The organism is Nostoc sp. XA010 (assembly GCF_020829625.1).
Classification (GTDB): Bacteria; Cyanobacteriota; Cyanobacteriia; order Cyanobacteriales; family Nostocaceae; genus Nostoc.
Genome location: NZ_JAIVFX010000003.1, coordinates 405,248 through 430,036 on the forward strand (window position 1 = coordinate 405,248; position 24,789 = coordinate 430,036).

Below are 24,789 nucleotides of genomic sequence, written 5' to 3' on the forward strand. Positions count from 1 at the left end.
TAATTTCGGATGCATTACCGCAAATGCGCTGATACTTTATTTTTGCCTCTTCATAAAATCCGCAAAAACACCGTTACGCTATTTGAACTTGTGATCAAAACTTAGAGCATCCAGTTTATTAGGGCGTGTTTATGACCAACCCTGTAAAGACGGTTATCCAAGTCAATCTGGAGATGGCTCTAGAAGTAGCTCATGAATTGGAGCTTGCTCCATACACTCAACTCGGTGCTTATTGTTTGGAGATTTTGCGGCAGATAGGATGTGCTGGTACTGAACTCCCACTCAACTTACAAACTCGCGATCAGCAACTAAACTTTATCACAGGCTTTGCGTCTTATGCTTTTGGGGAGGTACAAAGTGTATAAAGCATTAATTGAAGATATATTTTCCGATCGAGAAGAGGCAGAAGAAACTACTTTTCCTGCCACAGATAAAGATTTGTTAGTTTTAACAGAAAAATTTTTAGGGTTTGAAATCCCTTCAAAGGTTTTCTTACAAGCTATAGCCATTGCTGATTACGATGGTGCAGGTGCTTTTCGCTACGTTGATAATTATTTGACTACTCTCAAAAATAAGAAGAAACTTAAGCATAAGAAATTACTTGTGTTAGGTGCTTCAACTAAATACGACAATAATTGATGTGTTTCTTTACAAGTTAACCTTGAACCCATCCGATTTAAATAAGATAATTTGTACAGCCGATGTAGAGACGTTGCAATACAATGTCTCTACACACATCTCTCGCACACCGACAAGAAAGCACAATTAGAGTTTATCTAGAAGCTAGTACCTCTGCGCGGAAGTCAAAAGTCAAAACGCTTTTTCATTGATTTCAAATGGTTGTGCTATTTTCCACCGTATTGTAATAGTGCTGGGATTTTGATTAAATCAAATATTTTTAGGTTATTACTCTCTTTTAAGACACACTTGCTCATAACTTTTACCAGCAATATCCCAAGTGAATTCTGTTTCTACCAGTTGTCTGCCTTTGTGAGACAACTCTGAACGCAGATGTGGATGCTCAAATAGTTGACTAATAGCGGTGATGTACTCTGCCGGTTTATTTGCTCGTAATGCTCGCAATGGATGACTAGCACCATCTACGGCTAATCCTTCTAAACCGCGATCGCTAGCTACTATCGGTACACCAGCTGCCATTGCCTCTAAAGTTTTATTTTTAATGCCAAACCCTGTCCGCATCGGTACAACGCAGATGGTAGATTGATGTAAGTATTCTACCATCGAAGGTACACGCCCAATTACATTAATTCCTAGTTTTTGATCAAGTGCTAAAACTTCAGGCACCGGATGAGAACCGACAATATCGAAAGTTGCATCAGGATACAATTTTTGGATTTCTGGCAAAACTTCGTTGCTAAAAAAGCAGACAGCATCAATGTTTGCTAAATTATCCATTGCACCGATAAAAATTAAACGGTGTCCACCTGGATCGGTGGTACGCTTGGGGAAAGAAACTAAATCTACACCATTAGGAATAACTGTAATTTCACTATTGGGATTAAATTCTTGTAGTTGAATTTTATCTTCTTCTGTTGTCGCAACAATTGCCGAAAACTTAGCACAGTAGTTTTGCTCATAACGCCGCAAAAGGGGCAGATTAATTTTGTCTCTGAATGAATTTTCTGAAATTCCTGTTGCTAGTTGGTTTAGACAAGTAGCGTAAACAGAACTATGAATATTAACTATAGTTTTTAGTTGTTTGGGAAAATGCGAACGTACATAAATTTCATTGACGCTATGTTCGCAGGTAATTACATCACATTTCCCCGCCTCCACCCAGTTATCAACCCATGTTTGCATCTCAACTGAGTAGCGGTTGAGTACGCTTGGTGGTGTTCCCTGTTGCAAAAATTTACCAAATCGCTGTATTTTCTTCAATATTCCGGTAGTTTGAGAATCTGGCGGGCGTTCAAAAATGGCTAGATGATCCACACAATCGCGTAATCCTGCTACTTCTGCGTCTGTAACATCACCCTCGCGTTGAGTCGCCAGGGTAATACTATGGCGTTGACTGAGATATTTAAGTAAATTAAATGTCCTGACTTGGGTTCCCCCGCGCGTTGGTGGGTAGGGAAAGGTGGAAGAGAGCATTAAAATGTTCATATAAGTGATGCATTAAATGTGATATATACAGCATCACCTCATTGAAGGCTGTATGTCATTATTTGATTTACAGCAGTTTTCAAATGAATAGACCTCTCTCATTTTAGGGACTTCCAAAAAATAATTTATCTTAACCTGAAAGCTATGTCCCGCAAGGAACTAAAGTTCCTTGCTAATAGCGAAAGTCATCTGAAGATGACTAAATATATATCTAAAAATCTTTAGTCTACTTGAGTAGACTTTAGCTAAAAGCCAAAGAACTTTAGTTCAAGGCGGGTGAGTTAGGCAACAGTTAAGCTATTTGTAACTTAAGTTGACACAGGTGACAGATGTACGCCCCTATAATGGGATATTTTTTGACTTTGATTACAGATTACAGCATAATCAAACCCAATCTGACACCCACAGCAACAGCCTCGGTACGGCTGGAGACACTGAGCTTTTGAAAAATGGATGAAAGATGAAATTTGACAGTATGCTCCGAAATGTGCAAGCCTTTAGCGATCGCTTTATTCCCCAACCCAGAACCAAGCATACCTAAAACCTCTATTTCGCGTGGTGTCAAGGTTTGTACGGGATTCGCCACCACTTTTTCTCGGATAGACAGTAATTCTATAGCATCCGGGTGCAACACCACCAAACCAAAAGCGATCGCTTCCACAGCAGCAACAATTTCTGACTCCGTGCTAGTGCTGGGCAATATCCCCCGGATACCAGAACGTAACCCCGTCTCTAAATCGATGCTGTCAAGTTCCTCAACAATGACGATCATTCCTAATGGATATTGCTGTTCTTGAATAACCAGCAATTTTTCCCACACCGATTGTTGAAGATTGCCACTCAAATCTACCAGCACCACATCTGGTTGTAATTGCCCAATTTCACTCGCCAATACATCCAAATCGGATGCACTCCCCACAACCGTTAGCCGAGGATTGGTAGTTACTACAGCTGATAACCCTGCCCGCACTACAGGGGAAGTGGCAACTACCATCACCCGGATCATGTCGCCTCCACAGCAGTTTTACCAGACTGCACCTCAACATAAATCACAAATTGTTGTCTACCGCGTAGGAGTTGTAGCGGCACAGAACCTTTACTGTCATGGAGATATTTAGTTAAATCATTCATGCTAGTGAATAATCGCCCCGAAACTCCAATTAAAACATCACCGATTTGCACACCAGCAATTTCTGCCCCACTGCCAGGTAAAATTGATAACACCAATAAACCCAAGCTACGCCTACTTAAAAGCACAGGTTGCAGTGTAACTCCCAGTTGCGGACGACTATTTCCCTGTAAAAAACGCTCAACGGTATTGCTGGGAACTGCCACAGCCAAACCATTAACAATCATCGTATTAATTCCTACGACTCCGCCTTGACAATCGGCAAGTGGCCCTCCAGAGTTTCCAGGATATAGCTGCAAATCAGCCATAACAGCCCGTGGATTATTTGCATAGATAATTCCAGTTGTCACAGCACCACTGTCAGCAAAGGGATTACCCACCGCTAAAACTAATTCACCCACTCGTAGCGCCTCAGAATTACCAATAGTTGCAGTAGTTAAATTAGCGGCGACAATTTTTAGGGCTGCTAAATCCTGCTGTGGATCAAATTGTGTACGCACCGCATCAAATACCCTTCCGTCTGCCAATTCCACAGTTGCGCGGTTGCTGGTTGCGACATGGGCATTAGTAATAATTAGTCCGTCAGGTTGCCAAATTACACCGGAACCGACTCCCAGAGAGCCGCTTTTCACTTTAACAGTGCAATCGCGTAGTTTAGCAGCTACCTCTGTCAATTCAGCAGCGATGTTAGTTAATGTTGTGTTTGCCATGTTATACAATTTTTCCCCATGTCAAAGTAGAATCTATTGGCTGACAATAGTTTTTAGTCGGGTTGGGATAATTGAGAATACTGCAAGATATCAGTCAACCCAACTTTAAAAAGCAAATTCTGACGGTTCCGAGTTTAAAGCTTGAACGTTTGAGTAAAAAGGTAGAAGTTCCAAGTTCAGAAGCTCAACGTTCGAGTAAAAAGGTAGAAGTTCCGAGTTCAGAAGCTCAACATTCGAGTAAAAAGATGGAAGTTCCGAGTTCAGAAGCTCAACGTTCGAGTAAAAAGGTAGAAGTTCCGAGTTCAGAGGTTCAACGTTCGAGCAAAAAGGTAGAAGTTCCGAGTTCAGAGGTTCAACGTTCGAGCAAAAAGGTGGAAGTTCCGAGTTCAGAGGTCAAAGTTTCGAGTTCAGAAGCTCAAATGAATAAAAAATTTAGATAAATCTTGACAGAGCTAGTTAAACCCATCCCAAATTGGATTATTCTTCCTTGGTAGGTCGTTCGCCAACTGCGATCGCTAACTCAATTAACACTCCACCTCGGACAGCTTGTACATTGAGAGTTTTACCGATGCGATCGCTACTATTGAGCAGCGCCAGTACATCACCTGTATCGCCCACAGTTACGCCATCGAACGTTACCAAAACATCGCCAAGCAGCACACCTGCATTGTCAGCAGGCCCAGAAGATTCAACATTAACGACAATTACCCCAGTTGCAGAAGTTAAATTGAGAGCGGTTTTCAGATTCTTAGGTAAGCGTACAGGTTGCATTCCCACACCCAAGTAGCCTTTTGAAATGCGTCCTTTTGCTACTAATTGGTCAACCACGCGATCGACTGTAGCAGTGGGAATAGTCAAAGCAGTACCACGCCGCCCCGATGTATTCATGCCTACAACAAAACCAGCAGCATCTACGAGCGGCCCGCCTGCAAAACCAGAGTAAAGGGTGATGTCTGGGCGGATGAATTGGTCAATATTCCCGCCATTCATACTGCGCCAAGCACCGCTAACCACACTCACCGCACCCATCGCCGCCCTTAAATCACCTTCGCTACCTCTCGCCAGTCCTAACACTAGATGACCAACTTTGAGTGTTTTGGCATCGCCAACTTTTGCCACAGGAATTTCTACATTTTCTAGCTTAAAAACAGCGATATCGGTGCTAGAGTCATGACCAACGAGTGGTACTGGTGCAGTACTACCATTTGATAGAGTGATAGTGATGTCGTCATAGCGCTGGAGTGACTCATCAGAGGTAACAATGATGCCATTACGCCAGTGAATACCACTTGGGGAAACACGAGTACCCGCATTAACTGCAACCACAGCACTTCCAGCTTGTTCTACGGTATCAGCTAAACTGTTGGATAAAGCCAGTAATGAAGACATAAGATTTTCCGCAAACGTTCTTAGATGTTCATATCGTCCCGTTTTATCAACCCAGATGGCATCGGAAAAATGGGGAGAATTCATCCTAGAAAAATGGCTAGTGGCCCTTTGGGGAAGTCAAAAGTCAAAAGTCAAAAATCAAACTACTTTCTAGTACAGACGCGATTAATCGCGTCTGTACCTACCCAAAGAAATTCAAAAATCAAATCGGATTGCTATACAAGATTTGAAGCCATGTACGTGGCTATCCTTCGTGAAAGGGAAAATCTCACTCCACTTGAGTGGACTTGAGCTATTAGCCTGGGAATTTATTTCAAGGCGGGATATCGGTCAGCACGACACTTTGACTATTACAAAAATGTGGGCAAAATATCACGAACACCAAGTGTATTGCATTCTAAGCTTGAATAGCAATGAAATGGCAGATAAACAAATGCACGCTCAATCAAGAGAAATAAATTTGCTCACTGCATCTAGAGAATTACCTCTATATGGCAAAAGAATTTTAGTCACAGCACCGAGAAATTATGCTTATAGGTTATCTGAACAAATCATCAAAAAAGGTGGTTTACCTGTTTTTATGCCTACTATCGAAACCTGCTATTTATCAAACTACACTAAGTTAGATACTGCTCTAAAGCACATAGATGAATTTGATTGGATTATCTTCACAAGTAGAAATGGCATCACTGCATTTTTTCACCGGATGAATGATTTAAATATTCCTGTATCTGTGGTGCAAAAATGTCAATTATGTGCTTTAGGAAAAGATGCAGAAAGCCTATTGTCTTTTTGTGGAAAAGTAGATTTAATTCCCACAGAATCTAGTCCAGCCGGAATTGTGGCTGAATTAGCGAAACTTCCGCAAATTCATGAGAAAAAAGTACTGATCCCGGCTCCAGAAGTTGTTGGTTTGCCTGAGCCTGATATTGTACCCAATTTGATTACCGATTTGCAGCAATTGGGTATACAAGTAACTCGCGTACCCACGTATATTACACAGGCCTTAAACACAAGTATCTACAGTATTGAATTAAATCTGATTCGTCAAGGAATAATCGATGTAATTGCCTTTAGTAGCACGGCAGAAGTAGAAAGCTTTTTAACAATGGTCAGTTCGCAAAGCGATTATGAACGCTGTATAATTGCATGTTTCGGCCCTTATACAAGTGCTAATGCGCGAAAATTGGGTGTAAATGTCTCCATCGTGGCTAAGGATTATAGTTCATTTGAGGGATTTGCTCAAGCGATTGCAACATTTTTTTCTGTGTGATTTTCGTCTGAAGCTTTTGCTATATGTAAACTAGCCCCACTAATCGCTTGAGAATCTAAAATAGTCAACCACAATCAACTCTAGACTAGCAGCACATAAACCCTTAGTATCGAATATGGAGTTTATATGAGTTAGGGATTGTTACATGGCAACTTATAAGGTCACATTAAAGACCCCAGACGGTGAACAAGTAATTGACGTTCCGGATGATGAGTACATTCTAGAGATCGCTAACGAGGAATATGATCTTGACTTGCCCTATTCCTGTAATGCTGGTTCTTGCTCTACCTGTACCGGGAAGCTAATTTCAGGTACAGTTGACCAATCAGATCAGAACTTCTTAGACAACGATCAAATGGACGAAGGATTTGTCCTCACCTGCGTTGCCCGCCCCACTTCTGATTGCGTTATCGAAACCCATCAAGAAGAAGCCCTTAACGGTTAACTAAGAAATGTGGATTTAATAAAGAGCAACTTTTGTAGGGTGCGTTATAATATTCGCCCTAGCGCACCAAAAATCTGTGGTGGTGTATAATACACTATAAAAGATTTAAAACTTTGCACTTTCCTATAAATCTGTATAGGCTGAGTAATTCACACTAAAAAGCGCTCTCCAAAAGGGGAGCGCTTTTTATTTAGTTTAATGGATAGCTAGGAGATATAAAGCTGAAATTATCCAGATGATGCTAGATTAACTTTGACAACTTTATTCTTTTCTTCTTCAGCTTTGGGTAGCGTCAAGTTCAAGATGCCATCTTTATAATCTGCTGTAACATTGGTATTTTGAATCCGAGCAGGTAAAGGAATTACACGTTGGAATTTCCCATAGTGGAATTCGCTTTTAATCATACCTTTATCTTCAGATTTTGCTTCAGACTTCCGCTCACCGCTCAGGTATACAGCTTTTTCTGTAACTTGCAAATCCAATTCTTTAGCTTCAATTCCTGGAAGTTCTAGCTTCAGAAGAATTGCATCTTCGGTTTCTTTTAACTCAGCAGGCGGAACTCTGGATAAGCCTCTATCCGAAAATGCAGTTGGCATATCTTCATCAAATAAGCGATTGATTTGGCGTTGTATTGCGTTAAATTCTTGCCAGGGGTTCAAACGTACTAATGTCATAGCTCTACTTCGGATAACCAATATCTTTGCTGTTTAAAGATTGAAGGATTTGATTCCTTTCTTTGTTCTCATAGTATTTAAAAATAAGAGTGGGGTAAATTCGGTTTTTATCACTTGAGTAATGATGATTGCCGAACCAAGAATTTCTTTACTATCAATATACGGTAAACTGAACTATTGGGGTTCGGTAAATTCGGCAAAAACAGACTTAAAATATAACAATTCTATTTAAAATGTTGCTAGAACTGTTACCCGCACCCCTGCTATGAAAGGTTGTTTTAAAAGTATTTCGCTGTGACTTTAGGTAATCCAAAAAATTTAATACTGACAATAGGACTATTAAAATATCCTCTTAAAGCTTACAATGCGTAGCGTATCCTACAAAATTTTAGTAGATTCACGCGAATAATGATAATAATTATGTTGTATTTTTTTCCTTTCACAGAGATAAGCTAATAAGAGATTTCTCACAAACTGCTGATAACATATATGTCAACAAGTTGGATTTACCTTATCGCCGCAATCCTCTTTGAAGTTTCAGGCACAACTTGCATGAAGTTATCGCAAGGATTTACTAAAATAGGCCCTTCCATATTAATAGCTGTCTTTTATGGACTTTGTTTTACTTTTTTGACCCTTGCTCTCAAGAAACTTGAAGTGAGTGTGGCTTATTCTGTTTGGGCTGGATTGGGAACTGTCTTAATTGCTATTATTGGTATTATTTGGTTTCGTGAATCTGCCACACTTATTAAGCTCATTTCCATCGGCTTAATAATCATGGGGGTAATTGGCATAAATGCAAGCCAATAAATGAAATAGGTATGAGTCTACAAAAGTATCTTTGGATTAAAAAATAAAAGCGTAGATACGCCAGAGCTTGCGGTTCTATCGTATCCGGCTAATCACTTATGATTAGAATCTCTTTGTGTTAGCCGAAAAAATAAGCCTTTAAGCTGACTTTTACCTCTCAGATGGAAAACCTCACTTCTTGCAGTAGAGAGGCTTAGAATTCTCCCCTTACCTTGTAGAAAAGGGAGCTGGGGGGTTAGATTTCGCTCTCTTCTTTTCTAGATAAGGTGAAAAGTTAGGTCTTTAAGGAGAAATGATATTAGCCATCGCCTCAAATAAAAAATACCTCGTCCATGTTAAAATAAAGGAGGTAAATAAACCAAAACTGATCATTCTGCTTGTTGCTGTTGTAGCGAATACACCAGCAATTTTTATTGTTCTGCGAGCAGAGCAACATGAGCAGACTTAGCTAAATGCTATTAAAAGTCGGGATCTAAAACTTTTGATAACGACAAGAGGACTTTTCAAAGATCTTCTTTAGCTCAAAATTTATTAAACCCAGCAGAACGACGATAAAGTAACCAGATAAATAGCGGTGAACCTAGCAACGCAGTGACGGAACCTACTGGTAGTTCCACTGCTCCTAGTCTAGAAAGTAAATCTGCAAAAGTAAGTAACCATGCACCCGCAAGGGCGGAAAGTGGTAAAACAAAGCGATGATCTGTACCAACGATGAGGCGGACACCGTGAGGGACAACAAGACCAACAAATCCAATTAAGCCACTGATGCTGACTGCACCTGCGGCTAATAAAGTGGCGACACCACCAATTAACAGGCGCGATCGCGTCAACGAAACTCCCAAACCCACAGCCAAATCATCCCCCAAAGCCAGCACATTTACCGATCGCGCCAGCAAGCATCCCCCTAACAATGCAACGATGATGTAAGGCCCAGCCGTCGCAATTTCTTGCCAACCCCGTCCGTTAAGACTACCAACCAGCCAACTCAGCGCAATTTGAATTTGACCATCTTCAGCTAAAAGTAGCAATGTACTTTGGACAGCACCTAATAAAGAACTTACCGCCACTCCGCCTAAAATCAACCGCTCAACAGAAATTCCCGACCCCGCACGACCGAGCAAAATAACGATCGCAGAAGTTAAAATTGCTCCCATCCACGCAGCTAAAGGAATTGCGATCGGGAATATTTGCCACACAATCATCAGAATTACAATTAATCCTGCACCTGCTGAAATGCCCAAAATAAATGGATCAGCAAGACTATTGCGTAACATCCCTTGCAGCAGCGCTCCTGACATTCCCAAAGCTGCGCCGACGATGAGAGCAGCGATAATGCGTGGGAGGCGCAAATCCCAGAGAATTGTCTGTTTAACCGGATCACCTTCCCGGAGTATGGCTTGCCAAAATTCCGACATACTTAAAGGTACTGCTCCTTGAGAAAGCGACAGCGCTAGCGTTATCACCAGTGCTGCACTTAGGAGTAAAACAGCCCAAAGTACCCGGTGTTCAGTAAAAATTGTCTGAAATGGTTTAGTCAAATTTAGATATGTATTTTTTTTAATATAATCTGTCTCAAACACAGATGCATTGGACATTGACCACGAGGCAAGGAGAGTTAAAAGTTGAACGTCGAGCCTCAGAAGGTCAAAGTCGAGCCTCAGAAGGTCAAAGTTGAGCCTCAGAAGGTCAAAGTTGAGCCTCAGAAGGTCAAAGTTGAGCCTCAGAAGGTCAACGTCGAGCCTCAGAAGGTCAAAGTTGAGCCTCAGAAGGTCAACATCGAGCCTCAGAAGGTCAAAGTTGAGCCTCAGAAGGTCAACGTCGAGCCTCAGAAGGTCAACGTCGAGCCTCAGAAGGTCAAAGTTGAGCTTTAATTCTCTATTCCCAATGCCCACAATGGCTCACTACGTCAATTCCAGCCCACCTTGGTAGCCAGTAACAATGCGGCCACCATCCTTGAGAATGTGGACTTCTATCTGGTCGCTGGCCCAGGTAATCTGGTCTTGGAAAGCTGGGTTTAACACCCGAACCCGTTGATTACTAGAAGAAACTGGAGAGTTAGGAGAATTAATTGCTAGAGATTGTACAAAAGGCCCGTCAATCAAAATATCAAGTTGTTCTAACAAAGCTTGGGAACCTGGCGGCGCTGATTGAGACTGTAGTTGCTTGAGAGTGAACCCAGTAAAAGACATTACATTTAATCCAGCAGCTTTTACCTTACGAGCTAAAGACGCTAGTGCAGTTGCTTGCCAAAACGGTTCTCCACCAGAGAACGTTACACCCGTGTTGTGGGGATTGCTGAGAATATTCTCGGCAAGGGTATCAACAGCAATCAATTGGTTAGCTTCAAAAGACCAGGAGTTAGTATTAAAGCAGCCAGGACACTCACGCAGACAACCTTGTACCCAGATGACTGCACGACAACCAGGGCCATTAACTTCTGACTGATCAACATAACCCATAATGTTGAGATAGCCAGGGGGAATTTCCATGAGTGCTAGCGATGGGTCAGTTGGCTTAATTTCCATCTCTTTAACTCCTTTTAGCCGTTGTCTGTTAACCCCTAACTATAGCTAATCTCCAGTTATATAACTGTAACTAATGACAAATGACTAATGAAAAACTTAATGGGATTTTGAAAAGTCCGCTTTAACTGACTAGACTGAAGTTAGTTGCCCAGCTAGCATTGACCGTCCCATAGATAGAAACAATGACTCAACAAACTTCTAGAATTTGTATCCTTGGCGGAGGCTTTGGTGGTCTCTACACAGCCTTGCGCTTAAGCCAGTTACCTTGGGAATCTACGCAAAAACCCGAAATTGTTCTGGTAGATCAAAGCGATCGCTTCCTATTCTCTCCCTTGCTTTACGAATTACTCACTGGCGAACTGCAAACCTGGGAAATTGCCCCACCGTTTGAAGAACTTTTACAAAGCACAGGGGTGCGTTTTTATCAAGGGGTTGTGTCTGGAATTGACATCGACCAGAAACTGGTAAATGTACATGAAGGGCCAGAAATCCCTTACGATCGCTTAGTGTTGGCACTAGGGGGTGAGACACCGCTAGATTTAGTGCCTGGTGCAACATCCTACGCCTACCCATTCCGTACAATCTCTGATGTCTATCGTTTGGAAGAACGTCTGCGATTTTTAGAAGAATCGGATGCTGATAAAATTCGGGTGGCGATTATTGGGGCTGGCTACAGTGGTGTAGAGTTAGCCTGTAAGTTAGCCGACAGATTAGGTGAAAGAGGACGCTTTCGGATCATTGAAATTGCTGACCAAATCTTGCGAACTTCCCCAGAGTTTAATCGGGAAGCAGCAAAAAAAGCAATAGAAGCCCGTGGCGTGTTTCTTGATTTAGAAACCAAAGTCGAATCAATAGAGCAAAACTCCATCTCCCTAGAGTACAAAAACCAGTTAGACACGATTCCCGTGGATTTGGTAATTTGGACTGTGGGAACTAGGGTTACTCCCGTAGTGAAATCTCTTCCCCTCAAGCAAAACCAGCGTGGTCAAATCAGTACTACATCTAATCTGCAAGTCCTCGATCATCCAGAAATCTTTGCCTTGGGAGATTTAGCAGACTGTCATGATGTTGAAGGACAGCAAGTCCCCGCCACCGCACAAGCGGCTTTCCAACAAGCGGATTATACTGCTTGGAATATCTGGGCAAGTTTAACGAATCGTCCCCTGCTTCCCTTCCGTTATCAACAGTTAGGAGAAATGATGGCACTAGGAATAGACAACGCCACTCTCACTGGTTTGGGAATTAAACTAGATGGCCCCTTGGCATCCGTCGCCCGGCGAATTGCCTATTTATATAGATTGCCAACTTTAGACCACCAACTCAAAGTTGGTTTTAATTGGCTAGTCCGTCCAATCATAGAAACACTTTCTCGTTAACTTTCAAGGTTGGAAATTAGTCATTAGTCATTAGTCATTAGTGACTCTTCCCAATCCCCAATCCCCACTTCCTACTCCCCACTCCCCAATTCAATCAAACTTTGATGGAACAACCGAAAGTTATTTTTTTAGATGCTGTGGGTACACTCTTCGATGTCAAAGGTAGTGTGGGCGAAGTTTATAGTCAGATAGCCCAGGAATTTGGCGTTACAGTTTCAGCCGAAACATTGAATACAGCTTTCATCAAAAGCTTTAAAGCAGCACCGCCGCCGATATTTCCAGATGCAGAACTGCAAGATATTCCCCAGCGCGAGTTTGATTGGTGGCGGATAATTGCCCTGAACACTTTTGAAAGTGCTGGAGTTCTTAAGCAATTTTCTGACTTTTCGGCTTTTTTTAGCGAACTTTACATCCACTTTGGCACTGCTGAACCGTGGTTTGTCTATCCCGATGTTTTACCAGCTTTAATCAACTGGCGGCGCTTGGGAGTTACCTTGGGGGTGCTGTCCAATTTTGATTCTCGGATTTACTCAGTATTGCAAAGTTTGGGATTGAGAGAGTTTTTTACCTCCGTCACCATTTCTACCCAGGTACGTGCAGCTAAACCCGATCCTCAAATTTTTGCCATTGCTTTAGATAAACATAAATGTTCCCCAGAGGCAGCATGGCATATTGGCGATAGCGTTGTAGAAGATTACCACGGAGCTAAAGCAGCTGGACTCAGGGGCGTTTGGATCAACCGTGGAAAATGAGGGGATACTTTCAATTTAGCAACGCAAAATTTTTAAAGTGGAATCCAATCCAATCCATCAATCCACTCTTCTGGCTAAGTCGCTTCCCACTGTAACCAATATACGTTGGGATAATTCCAGGTAGCGCAGGATATCTGGATCAAGCGTACCTAATGGGGGTGCTTCGGCATCGCCTACGCGCAGAATATCTAATCTATTGCTGGATTGAGGCGCAAAACAGATGTCTTCAGCTTGGGCGACAAGTTTTCATCAAGGAGAAAAACGTACTTTCATCAAGAGTTTAGCAACTCCTGCTCACGTTGCGCCTTTAATGCTCTTAAACGTTGCATTAAAGGTGAAGGATTAGCTAATGATTCTTGATAGCGCTGTTCTCGCCACTTTGCTAGCCGTAACATATAAGCATCTATAATTTCCTCTGGTGAATATCCTTGCAAGTAATATTGAATCACATTATCAATACCAATGCGATGGCCTTTGATACGGATGGCATCTGGGTCTAAAAACTCAAAATAATCTTCTAGTTGCATCCATCTACCTCTGAAATGTCTTTTAGTATTATCCTAATTACCCTTGGCTAATTCCATACGATCGCTGGGGTACTGGCTGCATTTTTTCCAAGTTTTAAAGCGTCAGGGACATAAAACCTTTAACTCTGACATCCTTTGTATTTATATTATCCACCTCAAAGACTGATTCATCCCCCTTGTCCCCACTCCCTTATTCCCCTGTTGCCCCAACACTCGTATGATCAACATATCAGGAAAACATAACAGCCAGATTTTTACCGCAAAACATGGGCAGTATTTGGGAAATCGATTTTTACTCCCGTCCGATTTTGGACGATAATCAGAAAAAAGTTTGGGAAGTCTTAGTCTGCGAAAGCGCCTTGGATATCAGTACAAAAGTAGATTCTTTGTTTCGCTATGCTCAGTATTGTCCCAGTACCCAGGTAAATTCGGGCTGGTTGCGGACAGCATTACAAGAAGCTATTAACCAAGCTGGAAAAGCACCAATTAAAATCCGCTTTTTCCGCCGCCAAATGAACAACATGATTACTAAAGCCTGCCAAGACTTGGGTATTCCCGCCCAGCCTAGCCGCCGTACTTTGGTTCTCAACCAATGGTTAGAACAGCGCATGGAAGAAGTGTATCCTCAAGAGGCAGGGTATCAAGGAGGGGCTAATCCCTCAGTCCGCTTGGAAAAACCTTTGCCGCAACGTTTACCAGATGCTTTGGAAGGACAGCAGTGGGTATTTGTTACCTTAGATGCTGCGAATTTGGCAGAAATGCCAGAGTGGGAAATTGGCTTTGGTGAAGCTTTCCCCATAGAGTTGGCGAAAGTTTCACCCGAAACCCGTATTCCTGGGATTTTAATTTTCTCAGCGAGAGCGTTGCCCTTGGCAGGCTGGATGTCTGGTTTGGATTTGGCTTTCTTAAGATTTGATACCAGCCAAGAGGCGAAATTGCTTTTAGAAACTGGTGTAACCGAAAGCTGGATTGTGGCAAATATTAAAAAACCTCAACTTTTAGCAGAAGCCAAAGGTTTTGAAGAAGCCAAGCAAAAAGCTAACGGAGTGCATTTTATTGGTGTACAGTCCGATCCTAAAGCAGAAGCTTTTGCTGGTTTTTGGCTGTTGCAAGAGGTGAATCTTTGAAAATGGGGCAGGGGGCAGGGGGCAGGGGGCAGGGGGCAGGGGGCAGGGGGCAGGGGGCAGGGGAGAATAATAATTCCTAACTAATGACCAATGACAAATGACAAATGACGAATGACTAATGACTAGTTGAGACATGGCAATGATTTGGGATAATTAACTGCGTCCATCAGTGTTGATCTGTGGTTCCAAATCGTAACTGTAAGAAACGCTGATGATTTTTGGATAGTTATCTGCGTTCATCACGTAGAAAGTTTAATCGTCGGTTTTTGACGATCGCACTTTTCAAGAGAGGGCGTTGATATGCGGTTCAAAATCCACAATTGCACTAAGAGTCATGGGTTCTGAAAATTTGTCACAAGATACACTAGCAGAACAGCTGCTGGAACTAGCTATAAAATCTGGAGCAGAAGCTGCTGAAGTGTATCAGTCGCGATCGCTTTCTCGTCCAGTGTTTTTTGAGGCAAACCGACTCAAACAGCTAGAAACTAACCAATCTGAAGGCACAGCACTACGACTTTGGCGAAACGGGCGTCCGGGACTCACGGTGGCTTATGGTTCTGTCCTAGCCGAAGTAATGGTGGAAAAAGCTCTGGCTCTAAGTCAACTGAATCTACCTGAAACAGTAGAATTAGGCTCTAACTCTCAGCCCTCTTACCCAGATTTAGGCGAAAGTGTGCCGATAGAAGTTTTGGTAGACTGGGGCAAAGAAGCGATCGCACTCATCCGCGATGCCTATCCTGATGTCGTTTGCAATGGTGACTGGGAATGTGATGCTGAAACTACCAGAATAGTCAACACTAAAGGTTTAGATTGTTACTACACTGATACTACCCTCAATTGCTACATATCAGCTGAATGGGTACGCGGTGATGATTTTTTAAGTGTTGCCGATGGCCAAACTAAGCGGGGCGAACTCCACCCGGAAATATTAGCTAACCAAATTTTACAACGGTTAATTTGGGCTAGAGAAAATGTCTCATCTCCTAATGGTCGCGTCCCGGTTTTGTTTACTTCTAAAGCTGCTGATATGCTTTGGGGTACTGTGCAAGAAGCTTTGAATGGCAAGCGAGTTTTAGAAGTAGCTTCCCCTTGGGGAGAACGTTTGGGTAAGGCTGTAGTTGCACCCAGTCTCACCCTCTACCAAGATCCAGAAGCCGGCCCTTATAGTTGCCCTTTTGATGATGAAGGCACTCCTACTCAATTTTTAGTATTTATCCAAAACGGAATTTTACAGCATTTTTATGGCGATCGCACCACCGGACGCCAACTGGGTACTGACACTACTGCAAATGGTTTTCGCCCTGGTTTAGGTAGCTATCCCACCCCTGGTTTATTTAATTTTCTGATTCAGCCAGGTTCGGCATCTTTACCAGACTTAATTCAAGAACTGGATGATGGCATAATTGTGGATCAAATGCTGGGCGGTGGCGGCAGTATTTCTGGAGATTTTTCAATCAACGTTGATTTAGGCTACCGCGTCAAAAATGGTCAGATAATTGGGCGCGTTAAGGATACTATGGTTGCAGGTAATGTCTACACTGCCCTTAAGCAATTGGTTAAACTAGGTAATGATGCTGATTGGAATGGTTCTTGTTATACTCCATCTCTAATAGTAGAAGGACTATCCACGACGGGGAGAAGTAATTAAATTGGGGATTGGGGATTGGGGATTGGGCATTGAGGTAGAAGAATGGAGTTCAAAGACTCACTAATGGAGTTCAGAGGTTCATTAACGGAGTTCAAAGCCTCATTAACGGAGTTCAAAGCCTCATACGCTATTCCCCCTGCACCCTGCACCCTGCCCCCTGCTCCCTTCTCCATGCCCCATGCCCCATGCCCTAATCCCCAAAAAATAATATGTCTCTTCCTGTTCTGAATCAGCGCTTTCGCACCTGGTGGCAGCCTAGAAGAGGTTTAGCGATCGCCGAAGCTTGTGTTATCGGTCTGGTTGCTGCCCTATCTGCGGTATTTTTGAAAGTAGGATCGGGATGGCTGGGAACATGGCGAGTCCATAGTACCCACATTTTCCCGGTATGGCTAGCACTACCAGCAATTGGTCTTGTACTGGGATTTGTGGCTGGATGGTTGGTGGATAGATTGGCACCAGAAGCTTATGGTAGCGGTATTCCGCAAGTAAAAGCAACTCTAGCCAATGTGCCGATGAAATTATCCTGGCGCGTGGCAGGTGTGAAGTTACTCAGTGCCATCATCGCCATAGGTTCGGGCATGACTCTGGGACGACAAGGCCCCACTGTTCATGTAGGGGCAGGTTTAGCAGCAGGGATGAGTCGCTGGGTTCCTACTTCCCCAGATCACCGACGACAAATGATTGCAGCAGGTGCGGGTGCGGGTTTAGCAGCTGCTTTTAATGCCCCGATCGCAGGTGTATTGTTTATTGTTGAAGAGTTACTCCAGGATTTATCAGGATTGACTTTGGGTACTGCGATTATCGCTTCCTTTATTGGTGGGGTGATATCCCGACTTTTAGGCGGTGGCTCTCTTGACCTTAACCTGCAATTGGTAAAATCTTCCAGCCAATTCTCTATCCCAGAAATTCCCTTTTTCGTGCTTTTGGGTATTTTGGCAGGCTTATTAGGTGCATTGTTTAATTGCGGCTTAATATTTAGTATTAAATTTTATAGAAAATTACATATCAGTTTACCGTTGCGGGTAGCTTTGGCTGGATTTCTTTCTGGTGTTATCGTGTCCATGCTCCCCGCACCCTTTCGTGATAATACGGGTTTACGAGAGTCTTTAATTACTGGAGGTTCCCAACCTACTGTAGCAGCGATCGCCTTTGTGGCACAGTTCATCCTCACACTCATAGCATTTGGTTCAGGAGCGCCGGGAGGATTATTCGCTCCCAGTCTGATTTTGGGTTCTTGTTTAGGACACATCATCGGTGTATCTGAGTTCTACATCACCGGAGCGGGTTCTCCTACTACTTACGCACTAGCGGGTATGGGGGGATTTTTTAGTGCTGTTTCCAAAGTGCCAATCACAGCAATTGTGATTGTGTTTGAGATGACTACAGATTTCAATCTGGTGCTACCTTTGATGATTGTTTCTGTAGCAGCTTACTTAGTTGCGGATAAGGTAGTGCCTGGTTCGCTTTATGAGAAACTTTTGGAATTGAAAGGCATCACTCTAACTAAAGAAGCTCCTATGGAAGGAGCATTAACTAAGTTAACTGCAAAAGATGTGATGCAAGAACGGGTAGAAACTCTAGATGCACAGATGAGCTTGGAAGAAGCAATGCAGTCCTTTGCTCGTTCTCATCATCGCGGTTTCCCTGTGGTAGAAGATAACAAGTTAGTAGGGATTGTAACGCAATCAGATTTGCTGAAAATACGCGATCGCAACCTAGCCAATGATATTTTCTTAAAAGAAATTATGACGCCTGTCCCGATGACAGTAACACCAATCCACACTCTGAGCAATGTGCTGTATTTACTCGATCGCTATCAAATCAGTCGCTTACCTGTGGTGGATGGACGAAGACTGATCGGGATTATTACTCGTGCAGATATTATTCGGGCGGAAGCAGATCATCTCAATTGTGATAACCGGACTCCGAAACTGCGACCAGAACCTTCTTATATAGTTTACCAAACGCGATCGCCCAGCACCGGCAGTGGTAGATTATTAGTGCCAGTAGCAAATCCCGAAACAGCAGGTATTTTATTACAAATGGCAGCAGCTATTGCCCGCGATCGCCATTATGAAATAGATTGTGTGCAAGTGATGCTGATACCCCGCCACAGTTCTCCATCAGAAACACAGGTAAGGACGGCAAAAAGTCGCCGCTTGCTACGACAGGCGGAAGTCTTAGCAAAAAAGTGGAAAATTCCCTTACACACGCAGATACGAGTTACCCACGATGTAGCGCAGGCAATTTTAGAGACAATCAATGAACAACACATCGACCTAATTTTAATGGGATGGAAAGGAAACACATCTACCCCTGGTCGGATTTTTGGTAACGTTGTAGACACCGTAATTCGCCAAGCCACATGCGAAGTAGTGTTAGTAAAATTAGGCACTACTCAGCAATCCTTCAATCGCTGGCTAGTCCCGATGGCTGGTGGCCCCAATTCTCCACTGGCGATTAAATTGCTACCGGCTTTAATTACATTGGGAAATGATCCGCAAATTCATCTTACACAGGTATTTAAGCCATCTGAACTCAAGCCAGATATGTCAGTTTCAGAACAAGCTATCCGCCATTTGATGCGGCGGCGAAAGTTGTCAAGTACTGTAGTTGCTCTCCCAGTCCAGGCTAATTCAGTCGCTGAAGGTGTGATTAACTTAGTTAAAACCGAAGGTTACGATGTTGTAGTTTTAGGAGCATCGCAAGAGGGATTGTTGCAGCAGGCGATTCAAGGTAATATTCCAGAAGCGATCGCCTCTGGTGTAGAAAGTACAGTGATTTTGGTTAGGGGTGCAATTAATGCACAGCGTTAGGAACTTCCAAATAAAAAAATATCCCACCGCTTTTAAGCAGGGGAGCAGGGAGCAGGGAGCAGGGGGAGGAAAAATCGTTTTAATTCCAAAAATTGAATAATTTATTTTTTGGAGTTCTTTTAGCGAGGAACTATCGTCTTGATTCTGGCTCCTGACTTCTAACTTCTTCTTCAATGCTTATAAAATATACCAATAATAAGAGAAACAATTATTGGTATTAAGATTGGAATAGCAACTATAAGTCCCCACTTACCAAACTTAATTTCCTCACCCTCGGATTTTAAAAACGCAATCCAACCTACAACTCCCATCAAAATCCAAATAAACCCAAAGCCAAGGAATATAATAAATACTGAATCTTCCATTTTTTACCAATTAAATGTATATAAAAAGCTAAAAAACAAATTTTAATTCATTTATTTGTTGACTAACTAGCTGAGATGTTAACTGTAAACTCATAGCCCGCCTCAGAATGAATTCTGAGTCTAATAGCGAAAGTCGTCTAAAGACGATTCAGAAAAAGTTATAGTCCATTTTAAAGGACTTTAGGTATAAAAGAGGAATTTTATGGGCGGTTTATGTCTACAACGAAATAGCCCTAAAAGAATATTAATTATTAAAGAAGTCAGAAAACAGAATGGGCTAAACGCCCCGCTACCGCTAACAGAATTCAGAATGTAATTAGTGGAGGATTCAGACCTGCGCTATCCGCCAGTTGCACAAAATTCATACTGAATTCTGGCTCCTGACTCCTGCATTCTTTCTTCTTAACAATTCAATTGTGCAAACTTGGCACGCCCTCACTCCCAAGATTTGAAGTCATGTATAGACACAAACAAAGCCTGCCGATGCAGGCTTTTACCATAATTATCTTTAAGACTTACGCGAAATTAGAACGCAACTCATTATTAAAAGTTAGAACGGGAGCTAGAAGTGCCTACAGCATTAGGGTCACGATAAGCTACATTATCATTGGCTTTGCGGCTCTTACGACCAAATAAACCAAATAAACCGAGCAAGCCCAACAAACCCCAATCGCCATCCTGATAATTTCTGTCGGTAGTAGAAGTGTCTGTAGTAGTATTTGTAACAGTTCCGTCAGTAGTGCTTGTTGTCTGAGCAGAAGCAGGAAGAACTGTAGGCAAGGTAGCCAAACTTAGAGCAAGAGCAGTACTTCCGATAATTTTAGAGACATTAAAGCGTTTCACGATCACATTCCTCAATTGAATTGCTGCAAGTTATAGTTAAAGCATATTAAGTTCTGACACGGACGGCATCAATCTTTAGCTACAAATATGAATCCGCTTAAAGATGCATTAATGATTGAGTAAATAAGCATTTTGGCATAGATTATATTACAGAGCATGGCCAATTATGCAATATTGAAGTCAGCGATCGCATTAAAACAATCTCGATTGCAAAAGGTAGAATTTTTCTTTATAAAATCAAAAATTACGTCTTCAGGTAGGACAGATGTCAATAATTGAAGGTAATATTTCGGCAGCGATCGCATAAAATTGTGAACCTGTATTTTTCTGCTCCAAACTATCGGGAAATGTCAAAATTCCTCTTCACTGAGACAATTGCCAAATTTTAATAGTATTATCTTCGCTACCACTGACAAGGGTTTTCCCATCAGGGCTGAAGGTTACAGATGTCACGGTGTTGCTATGCCCCGTCAATGTCAGAATTTCTTCGCCTGTGGCTGAATTCCACAATTTGATGGTGCGTAGGCGTAGCCCGTCGTAGACATCGCGGCTACCACTAGCAACAATTTTACCATCGGCGCTAAAGGCTACGGATGTAACTGTGTTGGCATGTCCCGCTAGTGTGCGAATTTCTTTTCCCGTAGTTAGATTCCAAAGTTTGATGGTGCGATTGCGGCTAGCACTGGCTAAAGTTTTACCATCTGGGCTGATAGCCACGGCTGTTACCGTTTGATAATTTCCCTCCAGTGTGCGGATTGAGTACCCTTTTGTCAGATTCCAGATTTTGATAGTCTTGTCAAAACTGCCACTGGCAAGAATCACACCATTAGGACTAATAGCTAGCGATCGCACCCAAAATGTATGCCCTGTGAGTGTCCGAATTTGCTCTCCTGTTGCCAGATTCCAAATTTTGATAGTGTTGTCATCACTACCACTAACCAGAGTCTCGCTATCAGCACTGATGGCTAAGGCATGAACTGAATCAGAATGCCCCGTAAGAGTGCGAATTTGCTTTCGCGTTGCTAGATTCCAGATTTTGATGGTGTTGTCATCACTTCCACTAACCAGAGTTTTGCCATCTGGGCTGATCGCTACCACATTCACCTGCTGAGAATGCCCGTCGAGTGAAGAGATTTGTTTTCCGGTTGCGAGATTCCAAAGTTTGATTTTCCGGTCGCCCCCACTGCTGACAATGGTTTTGCCATCGGGGCTGATGGCGACAGATAAAACTGAGTTTTCATGCCCTTGCAGGGTATTAACTAAGGAAACCTTACCCAAAGTAATCTTTAGTGGTTGACCTAAAAATGCTTCATCTTTGCCAGAATTATTGTGCTGAGTCAGCCGAGAAACCAAACTGGTCTGAATCCGGCGAAAATGTCTATACCAAGATTCTTGAAATCCAAACAACAGAATAAAAGCACTTACCAAGATTACAATTCTCACTAAGGGATAACTTTTTGGTAAATCTGGTGCTTTCGTTGGTGGTATTTTCCCAGAAGACTTCCCGGCTGGTGGTAGTGCAAGGAGTTGTTTTGGACTCAAATCTCTAAGAACTTCATCGGCTGACTGGTAACGTTCATGGATATCTTTTTTCAAAAGCTTGTCGATGACAAAATCCAACTCAGGATTTAATGGACTCCGCAAATATTCCCGCCAATTACTCACCCAGGCATACCCAGATTCCATCCACAACTGAAAAGGGGAATTTCCCGTTAGCAGATGAAAGCAGGTAGCGCCCAAACCGAACAAGTCACTGGCGGGGAAAGCTTTACCATCTCTAATTTGTTCCAGGGGTGAATAACCATGTGAACCAATGGATGTGCCAGATTTCTGCTGAACTTTGGCGGTGAATTGCTTTGAGGAACCAAAATCAATCAGACTTAATCGCCCATCACTTTTATTGCGGATAATATTTTCTGGCTTGATATCTCGATGAATTACTTTGCGATCGTGGATAAATTTGAGGATGGGCAGTAAATCTAGCAAAATAGATTGAATTTCCCTAGCGCTATAAGCTTTGCGCTGTTGCAACTCCTTTAATAAATTTTCTCCATTAATAAACTGCTGCACTAAATATAGACAGCCGTCTTGCTCAAAGTAAGCTAGCAAAGTTGGAATTTGGGGATGTTCCCCAAGGTCTTGTAGTCGCTGTGCTTCTTCAGCAAATAACTCCATCGCCTTTTTTTGCGACCAAGTTCCTTGAAACTTTGGAGCTAATTGCTTGATAACACAACGTTCATTGAGTTTATCGACATCTTCTGATAGATAGGTTCTGCCAAATCCCCCCTCATCTGAAAGGACTCGGATGACACGGAAGCGATTTCTTAAAAGTGACACCAACGGGGTGCTACAACTTTGGCAAAACTTCTTTCCATTGGGATTCAGGGGATTTGAGCAATCGGGATTTAAGCAGCAGATCATGATCTGACAGGCGCGACTGCATGACAACTTAGGCTAAGTTTGCCCCGAACTTTCCCTTAAGAAAATTGACTCTCGCTTACTCGTGGTAGAAAACCCTGTTCTGGGGATTGGGGAATTACTTAATATAGTTAGCGTTTGTAAATAGTGTCAGTCTTCCTCATCTGTGGAAAACTACGAGAGTCATAAGATTAATTATTCTCTAGATTATATAATAATTTGAATAAAAAATTTTTCGGAACTTTTAAACCTAGTAATTTTGCTTGTATATTGGCAAGCGATAACTCACTAAGTATTAAAGATAAAGCCTGATTAATTAACCATCATGACTATTAAATGTGGTTAAAATGCTTACTAAATTTGTTTTTGATATTTTAAATCACCCATGATTAATTGTTAATTTGATACTTTAGGCAATTGTGACCTTGTTTACTTTAGCTTTGCTCTCAATCTCCGAATAGCGTCAGCAGTTCTGTTAACAGGTGGTAAATATACATCAGGAGTTTCGTAAGAATTTCCGTATTGTGCAATACTTTTATTATTTAATTTTTGGGTAGTTAAACAGTCAGCTAAAGTAGGCAAATAGCTTTCATGACCTAAAGCTTTCATCACTTCATCGACAGTTTTAAAGCGATCAGTTAACGAAATTTTTACCATTTTTCCTAAAATCTGGACGAAACTATTGCTAATATTTACCTCTTTTCGCCAGCATATTTCACCAGTATTTTCGTCGTAGTCAAATTCTAAAGGACTTTTAGCAGTCAACATAAAAATACAAGTTATACCCAGTGCATAAATATCACTGGCATAAACTGGACGTAGAGAAAACTGTTCTGGTGGTGCAAATCCTCTGGTTCCGATAAAGTTGGTGTTTGCAACTTGATTGCGAGAGTTTTCACAAGCATCAGTTAATTGCTCTTTCACCGCCCCAAAATCAATCAGCACTATTCGTCTGTCATACTCACACCGCAATAAATTCTGGGGCTTAATATCCCGATGAATCACATGATGTTTATGAAGATATTTTAATACAGGTAATAATTCTTGCAAAAACTGTTTAACTGAAGCTTCACTTTTGGGGCCAGTTTGTCGCACTTCTCGTGCCAAAGTCAAACCCGGCACATATTCTTGAATTAAAAAAAACTCCCCATTTGCCTGAAAGTAGTCTAATAGCATGGGGATTTGCGAATGACTACCGAGTTGGCCCAGAGTTTTTGCTTCTTTTTCAAAGCGCTTACATGCCCTTTGCCAGGTTTGAGGATTAGCCACTTTCGGACAAAGCTGTTTAATAACACATAAAGGATTCCCAGGTAATACAGCATTTTTGGCTAAAAAGGTGATCCCAAATCCACCTCGACCCAAAATTTGCAATATTTCATAGCGATCGCGAAACAGCTTCTTGGAACCACACATCTGGCCAAGTTGAGTGTGCTGTGAAATGCTCTCTTGAGAATTCGTTATTTTCTGAGAAAAGCGATCCATTAGCGTAGAATATCTGTTATGAAATGTTTCTAATCTTACGACAAATATTCCCTGGTTTCAGTAAAATTACTGCAACTTTGCTAAATCATCAAACTTTTTCAAAAAATAAAACTAAATTTTTGTAGAAATTACAGATTGACAAATAATATTAAATATGTAAGAAAATACTTCGCCACAAATGAATCAGCTATAGGGGCGTACATCTGTCATTTGTGTAAACTTAAGGTGAAAGCCAGTCTATAACAAGCTTTTAGGATTGTCTCTGTGTCCTCTGTGCCTCTGTGGTTAAATAAAAGATTTTTTAACCGCAGAGACGCGGAGGAGGACACTTGCGTGGGCGGGTTTCCCGACTTGAG

24 protein-coding genes are annotated in these 24,789 nt (G+C 42.1%); 12 read left to right on the forward strand and 12 right to left on the reverse strand.

From position 1 onward, the window contains the following. The first annotated feature begins 131 nt into the window (after positions 1–131). Together LC608_RS07235 and LC608_RS07240 are read left to right on the forward strand one after the other, a co-directional pair. Complete coding sequence (locus tag LC608_RS07235) at positions 132–365, forward strand: hypothetical protein (protein WP_229552880.1); 234 nt, start codon at positions 132–134, stop codon at positions 363–365. After that, a complete protein-coding gene (locus LC608_RS07240) occupies positions 358–639 on the forward strand; it encodes a hypothetical protein (protein ID WP_229552881.1) in 282 nt (93 codons plus the stop codon). The genes LC608_RS07235 and LC608_RS07240 overlap by 8 nt, the downstream gene beginning before the upstream one ends. Positions 640–906: 267 nt before the next feature. Here LC608_RS07240 and LC608_RS07245 read toward each other — a convergent pair whose 3' ends face one another. From LC608_RS07245 to LC608_RS07255, 3 genes are all read right to left on the reverse strand, one after another. Beyond that, on the reverse strand, positions 907–2,124 hold the full coding sequence (locus tag LC608_RS07245; protein ID WP_229552882.1) for a glycosyltransferase family 4 protein: 1,218 nt from the start codon (positions 2,122–2,124) through the stop codon (positions 907–909). A gap of 373 nt (positions 2,125–2,497) precedes the next feature. After that, positions 2,498–3,130, reverse strand: a complete 633-nt coding sequence (locus tag LC608_RS07250; protein WP_229552883.1) for a response regulator transcription factor — start codon at positions 3,128–3,130, stop codon at positions 2,498–2,500. Next, positions 3,127–3,963, reverse strand: a complete 837-nt coding sequence (locus LC608_RS07255; RefSeq protein WP_229552884.1) for a S1C family serine protease — start codon at positions 3,961–3,963, stop codon at positions 3,127–3,129. Before LC608_RS07255 ends, LC608_RS07250 begins: the two co-directional genes overlap by 4 nt. A gap of 71 nt (positions 3,964–4,034) precedes the next feature. On the opposite strand from LC608_RS07255, the gene LC608_RS07260 reads away from it, so the two are divergent. Further along, the gene (locus tag LC608_RS07260; protein ID WP_229552885.1) at positions 4,035–4,403 is read left to right on the forward strand and encodes a hypothetical protein; all 369 of its coding nucleotides are present in this window, start codon (positions 4,035–4,037) and stop codon (positions 4,401–4,403) included. Positions 4,404–4,440: 37 nt separating this feature from the next. Here the strand turns inward: LC608_RS07260 and LC608_RS07265 are convergent, their stop codons facing one another. Continuing rightward, positions 4,441–5,352, reverse strand: coding sequence for a S1C family serine protease (locus LC608_RS07265; RefSeq protein WP_229552886.1), 912 nt, complete (start codon positions 5,350–5,352; stop codon positions 4,441–4,443). A 418-nt stretch (positions 5,353–5,770) separates the two neighbouring features. On the opposite strand from LC608_RS07265, the gene LC608_RS07270 reads away from it, so the two are divergent. Together LC608_RS07270 and LC608_RS07275 are read left to right on the forward strand one after the other, a co-directional pair. Further along, a complete protein-coding gene (locus LC608_RS07270; protein ID WP_229552887.1) occupies positions 5,771–6,625 on the forward strand; it encodes a uroporphyrinogen-III synthase in 855 nt (284 codons plus the stop codon). Positions 6,626–6,770: 145 nt separating this feature from the next. Further along, positions 6,771–7,070 carry a ferredoxin gene (locus tag LC608_RS07275; RefSeq protein WP_229552888.1) on the forward strand — a complete coding sequence of 100 codons (300 nt, stop codon included), beginning with the start codon at positions 6,771–6,773 and terminating at the stop codon, positions 7,068–7,070. 227 nt (positions 7,071–7,297) lie between these two features. Here LC608_RS07275 and LC608_RS07280 read toward each other — a convergent pair whose 3' ends face one another. Beyond that, the gene (locus LC608_RS07280; RefSeq protein WP_229552889.1) at positions 7,298–7,744 is read right to left on the reverse strand and encodes an Hsp20/alpha crystallin family protein; all 447 of its coding nucleotides are present in this window, start codon (positions 7,742–7,744) and stop codon (positions 7,298–7,300) included. Between the two features lie 489 nt (positions 7,745–8,233). Here LC608_RS07280 and LC608_RS07285 point away from each other — a divergent pair, with 489 nt between their 5' ends. Then, on the forward strand, positions 8,234–8,554 hold the full coding sequence (locus LC608_RS07285) for a multidrug efflux SMR transporter (protein ID WP_229552890.1): 321 nt from the start codon (positions 8,234–8,236) through the stop codon (positions 8,552–8,554). Between the two features lie 521 nt (positions 8,555–9,075). Here LC608_RS07285 and LC608_RS07290 read toward each other — a convergent pair. Continuing rightward, the gene (locus LC608_RS07290; RefSeq protein WP_229552891.1) at positions 9,076–10,149 is read right to left on the reverse strand and encodes an iron ABC transporter permease; all 1,074 of its coding nucleotides are present in this window, start codon (positions 10,147–10,149) and stop codon (positions 9,076–9,078) included. A 27-nt stretch (positions 10,150–10,176) separates the two neighbouring features. On the opposite strand from LC608_RS07290, the gene LC608_RS07295 reads away from it, so the two are divergent. Further along, positions 10,177–10,425, forward strand: a complete 249-nt coding sequence (locus tag LC608_RS07295; protein WP_229552892.1) for a hypothetical protein — start codon at positions 10,177–10,179, stop codon at positions 10,423–10,425. A gap of 30 nt (positions 10,426–10,455) precedes the next feature. Here the strand turns inward: LC608_RS07295 and LC608_RS07300 are convergent, their stop codons facing one another. Next, the gene (locus LC608_RS07300) at positions 10,456–11,079 is read right to left on the reverse strand and encodes a 4Fe-4S single cluster domain-containing protein (RefSeq protein ID WP_229552893.1); all 624 of its coding nucleotides are present in this window, start codon (positions 11,077–11,079) and stop codon (positions 10,456–10,458) included. 182 nt (positions 11,080–11,261) lie between these two features. Here LC608_RS07300 and LC608_RS07305 point away from each other — a divergent pair, with 182 nt between their 5' ends. Both LC608_RS07305 and LC608_RS07310 read left to right on the forward strand, forming a co-directional pair. Beyond that, positions 11,262–12,455: an NAD(P)/FAD-dependent oxidoreductase gene (locus LC608_RS07305; protein WP_229552894.1), complete on the forward strand. Its 1,194-nt coding sequence runs from the start codon at positions 11,262–11,264 to the stop codon at positions 12,453–12,455. Positions 12,456–12,559: 104 nt separating this feature from the next. Next, entirely contained in the window at positions 12,560–13,207 is a 648-nt protein-coding gene (locus LC608_RS07310) for an HAD family hydrolase (protein ID WP_229552895.1), read from the forward strand. A 272-nt stretch (positions 13,208–13,479) separates the two neighbouring features. On the opposite strand, the gene LC608_RS07315 is transcribed toward LC608_RS07310, so the two are convergent. Then, entirely contained in the window at positions 13,480–13,734 is a 255-nt protein-coding gene (locus LC608_RS07315) for a DUF433 domain-containing protein (RefSeq protein ID WP_229552896.1), read from the reverse strand. Positions 13,735–14,000: 266 nt separating this feature from the next. Here LC608_RS07315 and LC608_RS07320 point away from each other — a divergent pair, with 266 nt between their 5' ends. From LC608_RS07320 to LC608_RS07330, 3 genes are all read left to right on the forward strand, one after another. Next, positions 14,001–14,861 carry a Tab2/Atab2 family RNA-binding protein gene (locus tag LC608_RS07320; RefSeq protein ID WP_229552897.1) on the forward strand — a complete coding sequence of 287 codons (861 nt, stop codon included), beginning with the start codon at positions 14,001–14,003 and terminating at the stop codon, positions 14,859–14,861. A gap of 334 nt (positions 14,862–15,195) precedes the next feature. Beyond that, positions 15,196–16,509 carry a TldD/PmbA family protein gene (locus LC608_RS07325; protein WP_229552898.1) on the forward strand — a complete coding sequence of 438 codons (1,314 nt, stop codon included), beginning with the start codon at positions 15,196–15,198 and terminating at the stop codon, positions 16,507–16,509. 209 nt (positions 16,510–16,718) lie between these two features. Next, positions 16,719–19,325, forward strand: a complete 2,607-nt coding sequence (locus LC608_RS07330; RefSeq protein ID WP_229552899.1) for a chloride channel protein — start codon at positions 16,719–16,721, stop codon at positions 19,323–19,325. A gap of 170 nt (positions 19,326–19,495) precedes the next feature. On the opposite strand, the gene LC608_RS07335 is transcribed toward LC608_RS07330, so the two are convergent. The 4 genes from LC608_RS07335 to LC608_RS07350 form a co-directional block, all read right to left on the reverse strand. Then, entirely contained in the window at positions 19,496–19,690 is a 195-nt protein-coding gene (locus LC608_RS07335) for a hypothetical protein (protein ID WP_229552900.1), read from the reverse strand. A 543-nt stretch (positions 19,691–20,233) separates the two neighbouring features. Beyond that, positions 20,234–20,533, reverse strand: a complete 300-nt coding sequence (locus LC608_RS07340; RefSeq protein ID WP_229552901.1) for a WGxxGxxG family protein — start codon at positions 20,531–20,533, stop codon at positions 20,234–20,236. Positions 20,534–20,896: 363 nt separating this feature from the next. Then, positions 20,897–22,954 carry a serine/threonine-protein kinase gene (locus LC608_RS07345; RefSeq protein WP_229552902.1) on the reverse strand — a complete coding sequence of 686 codons (2,058 nt, stop codon included), beginning with the start codon at positions 22,952–22,954 and terminating at the stop codon, positions 20,897–20,899. A gap of 426 nt (positions 22,955–23,380) precedes the next feature. Continuing rightward, complete coding sequence (locus LC608_RS07350) at positions 23,381–24,433, reverse strand: serine/threonine-protein kinase (RefSeq protein WP_229552903.1); 1,053 nt, start codon at positions 24,431–24,433, stop codon at positions 23,381–23,383. Positions 24,434–24,789 lie beyond the last annotated feature (356 nt).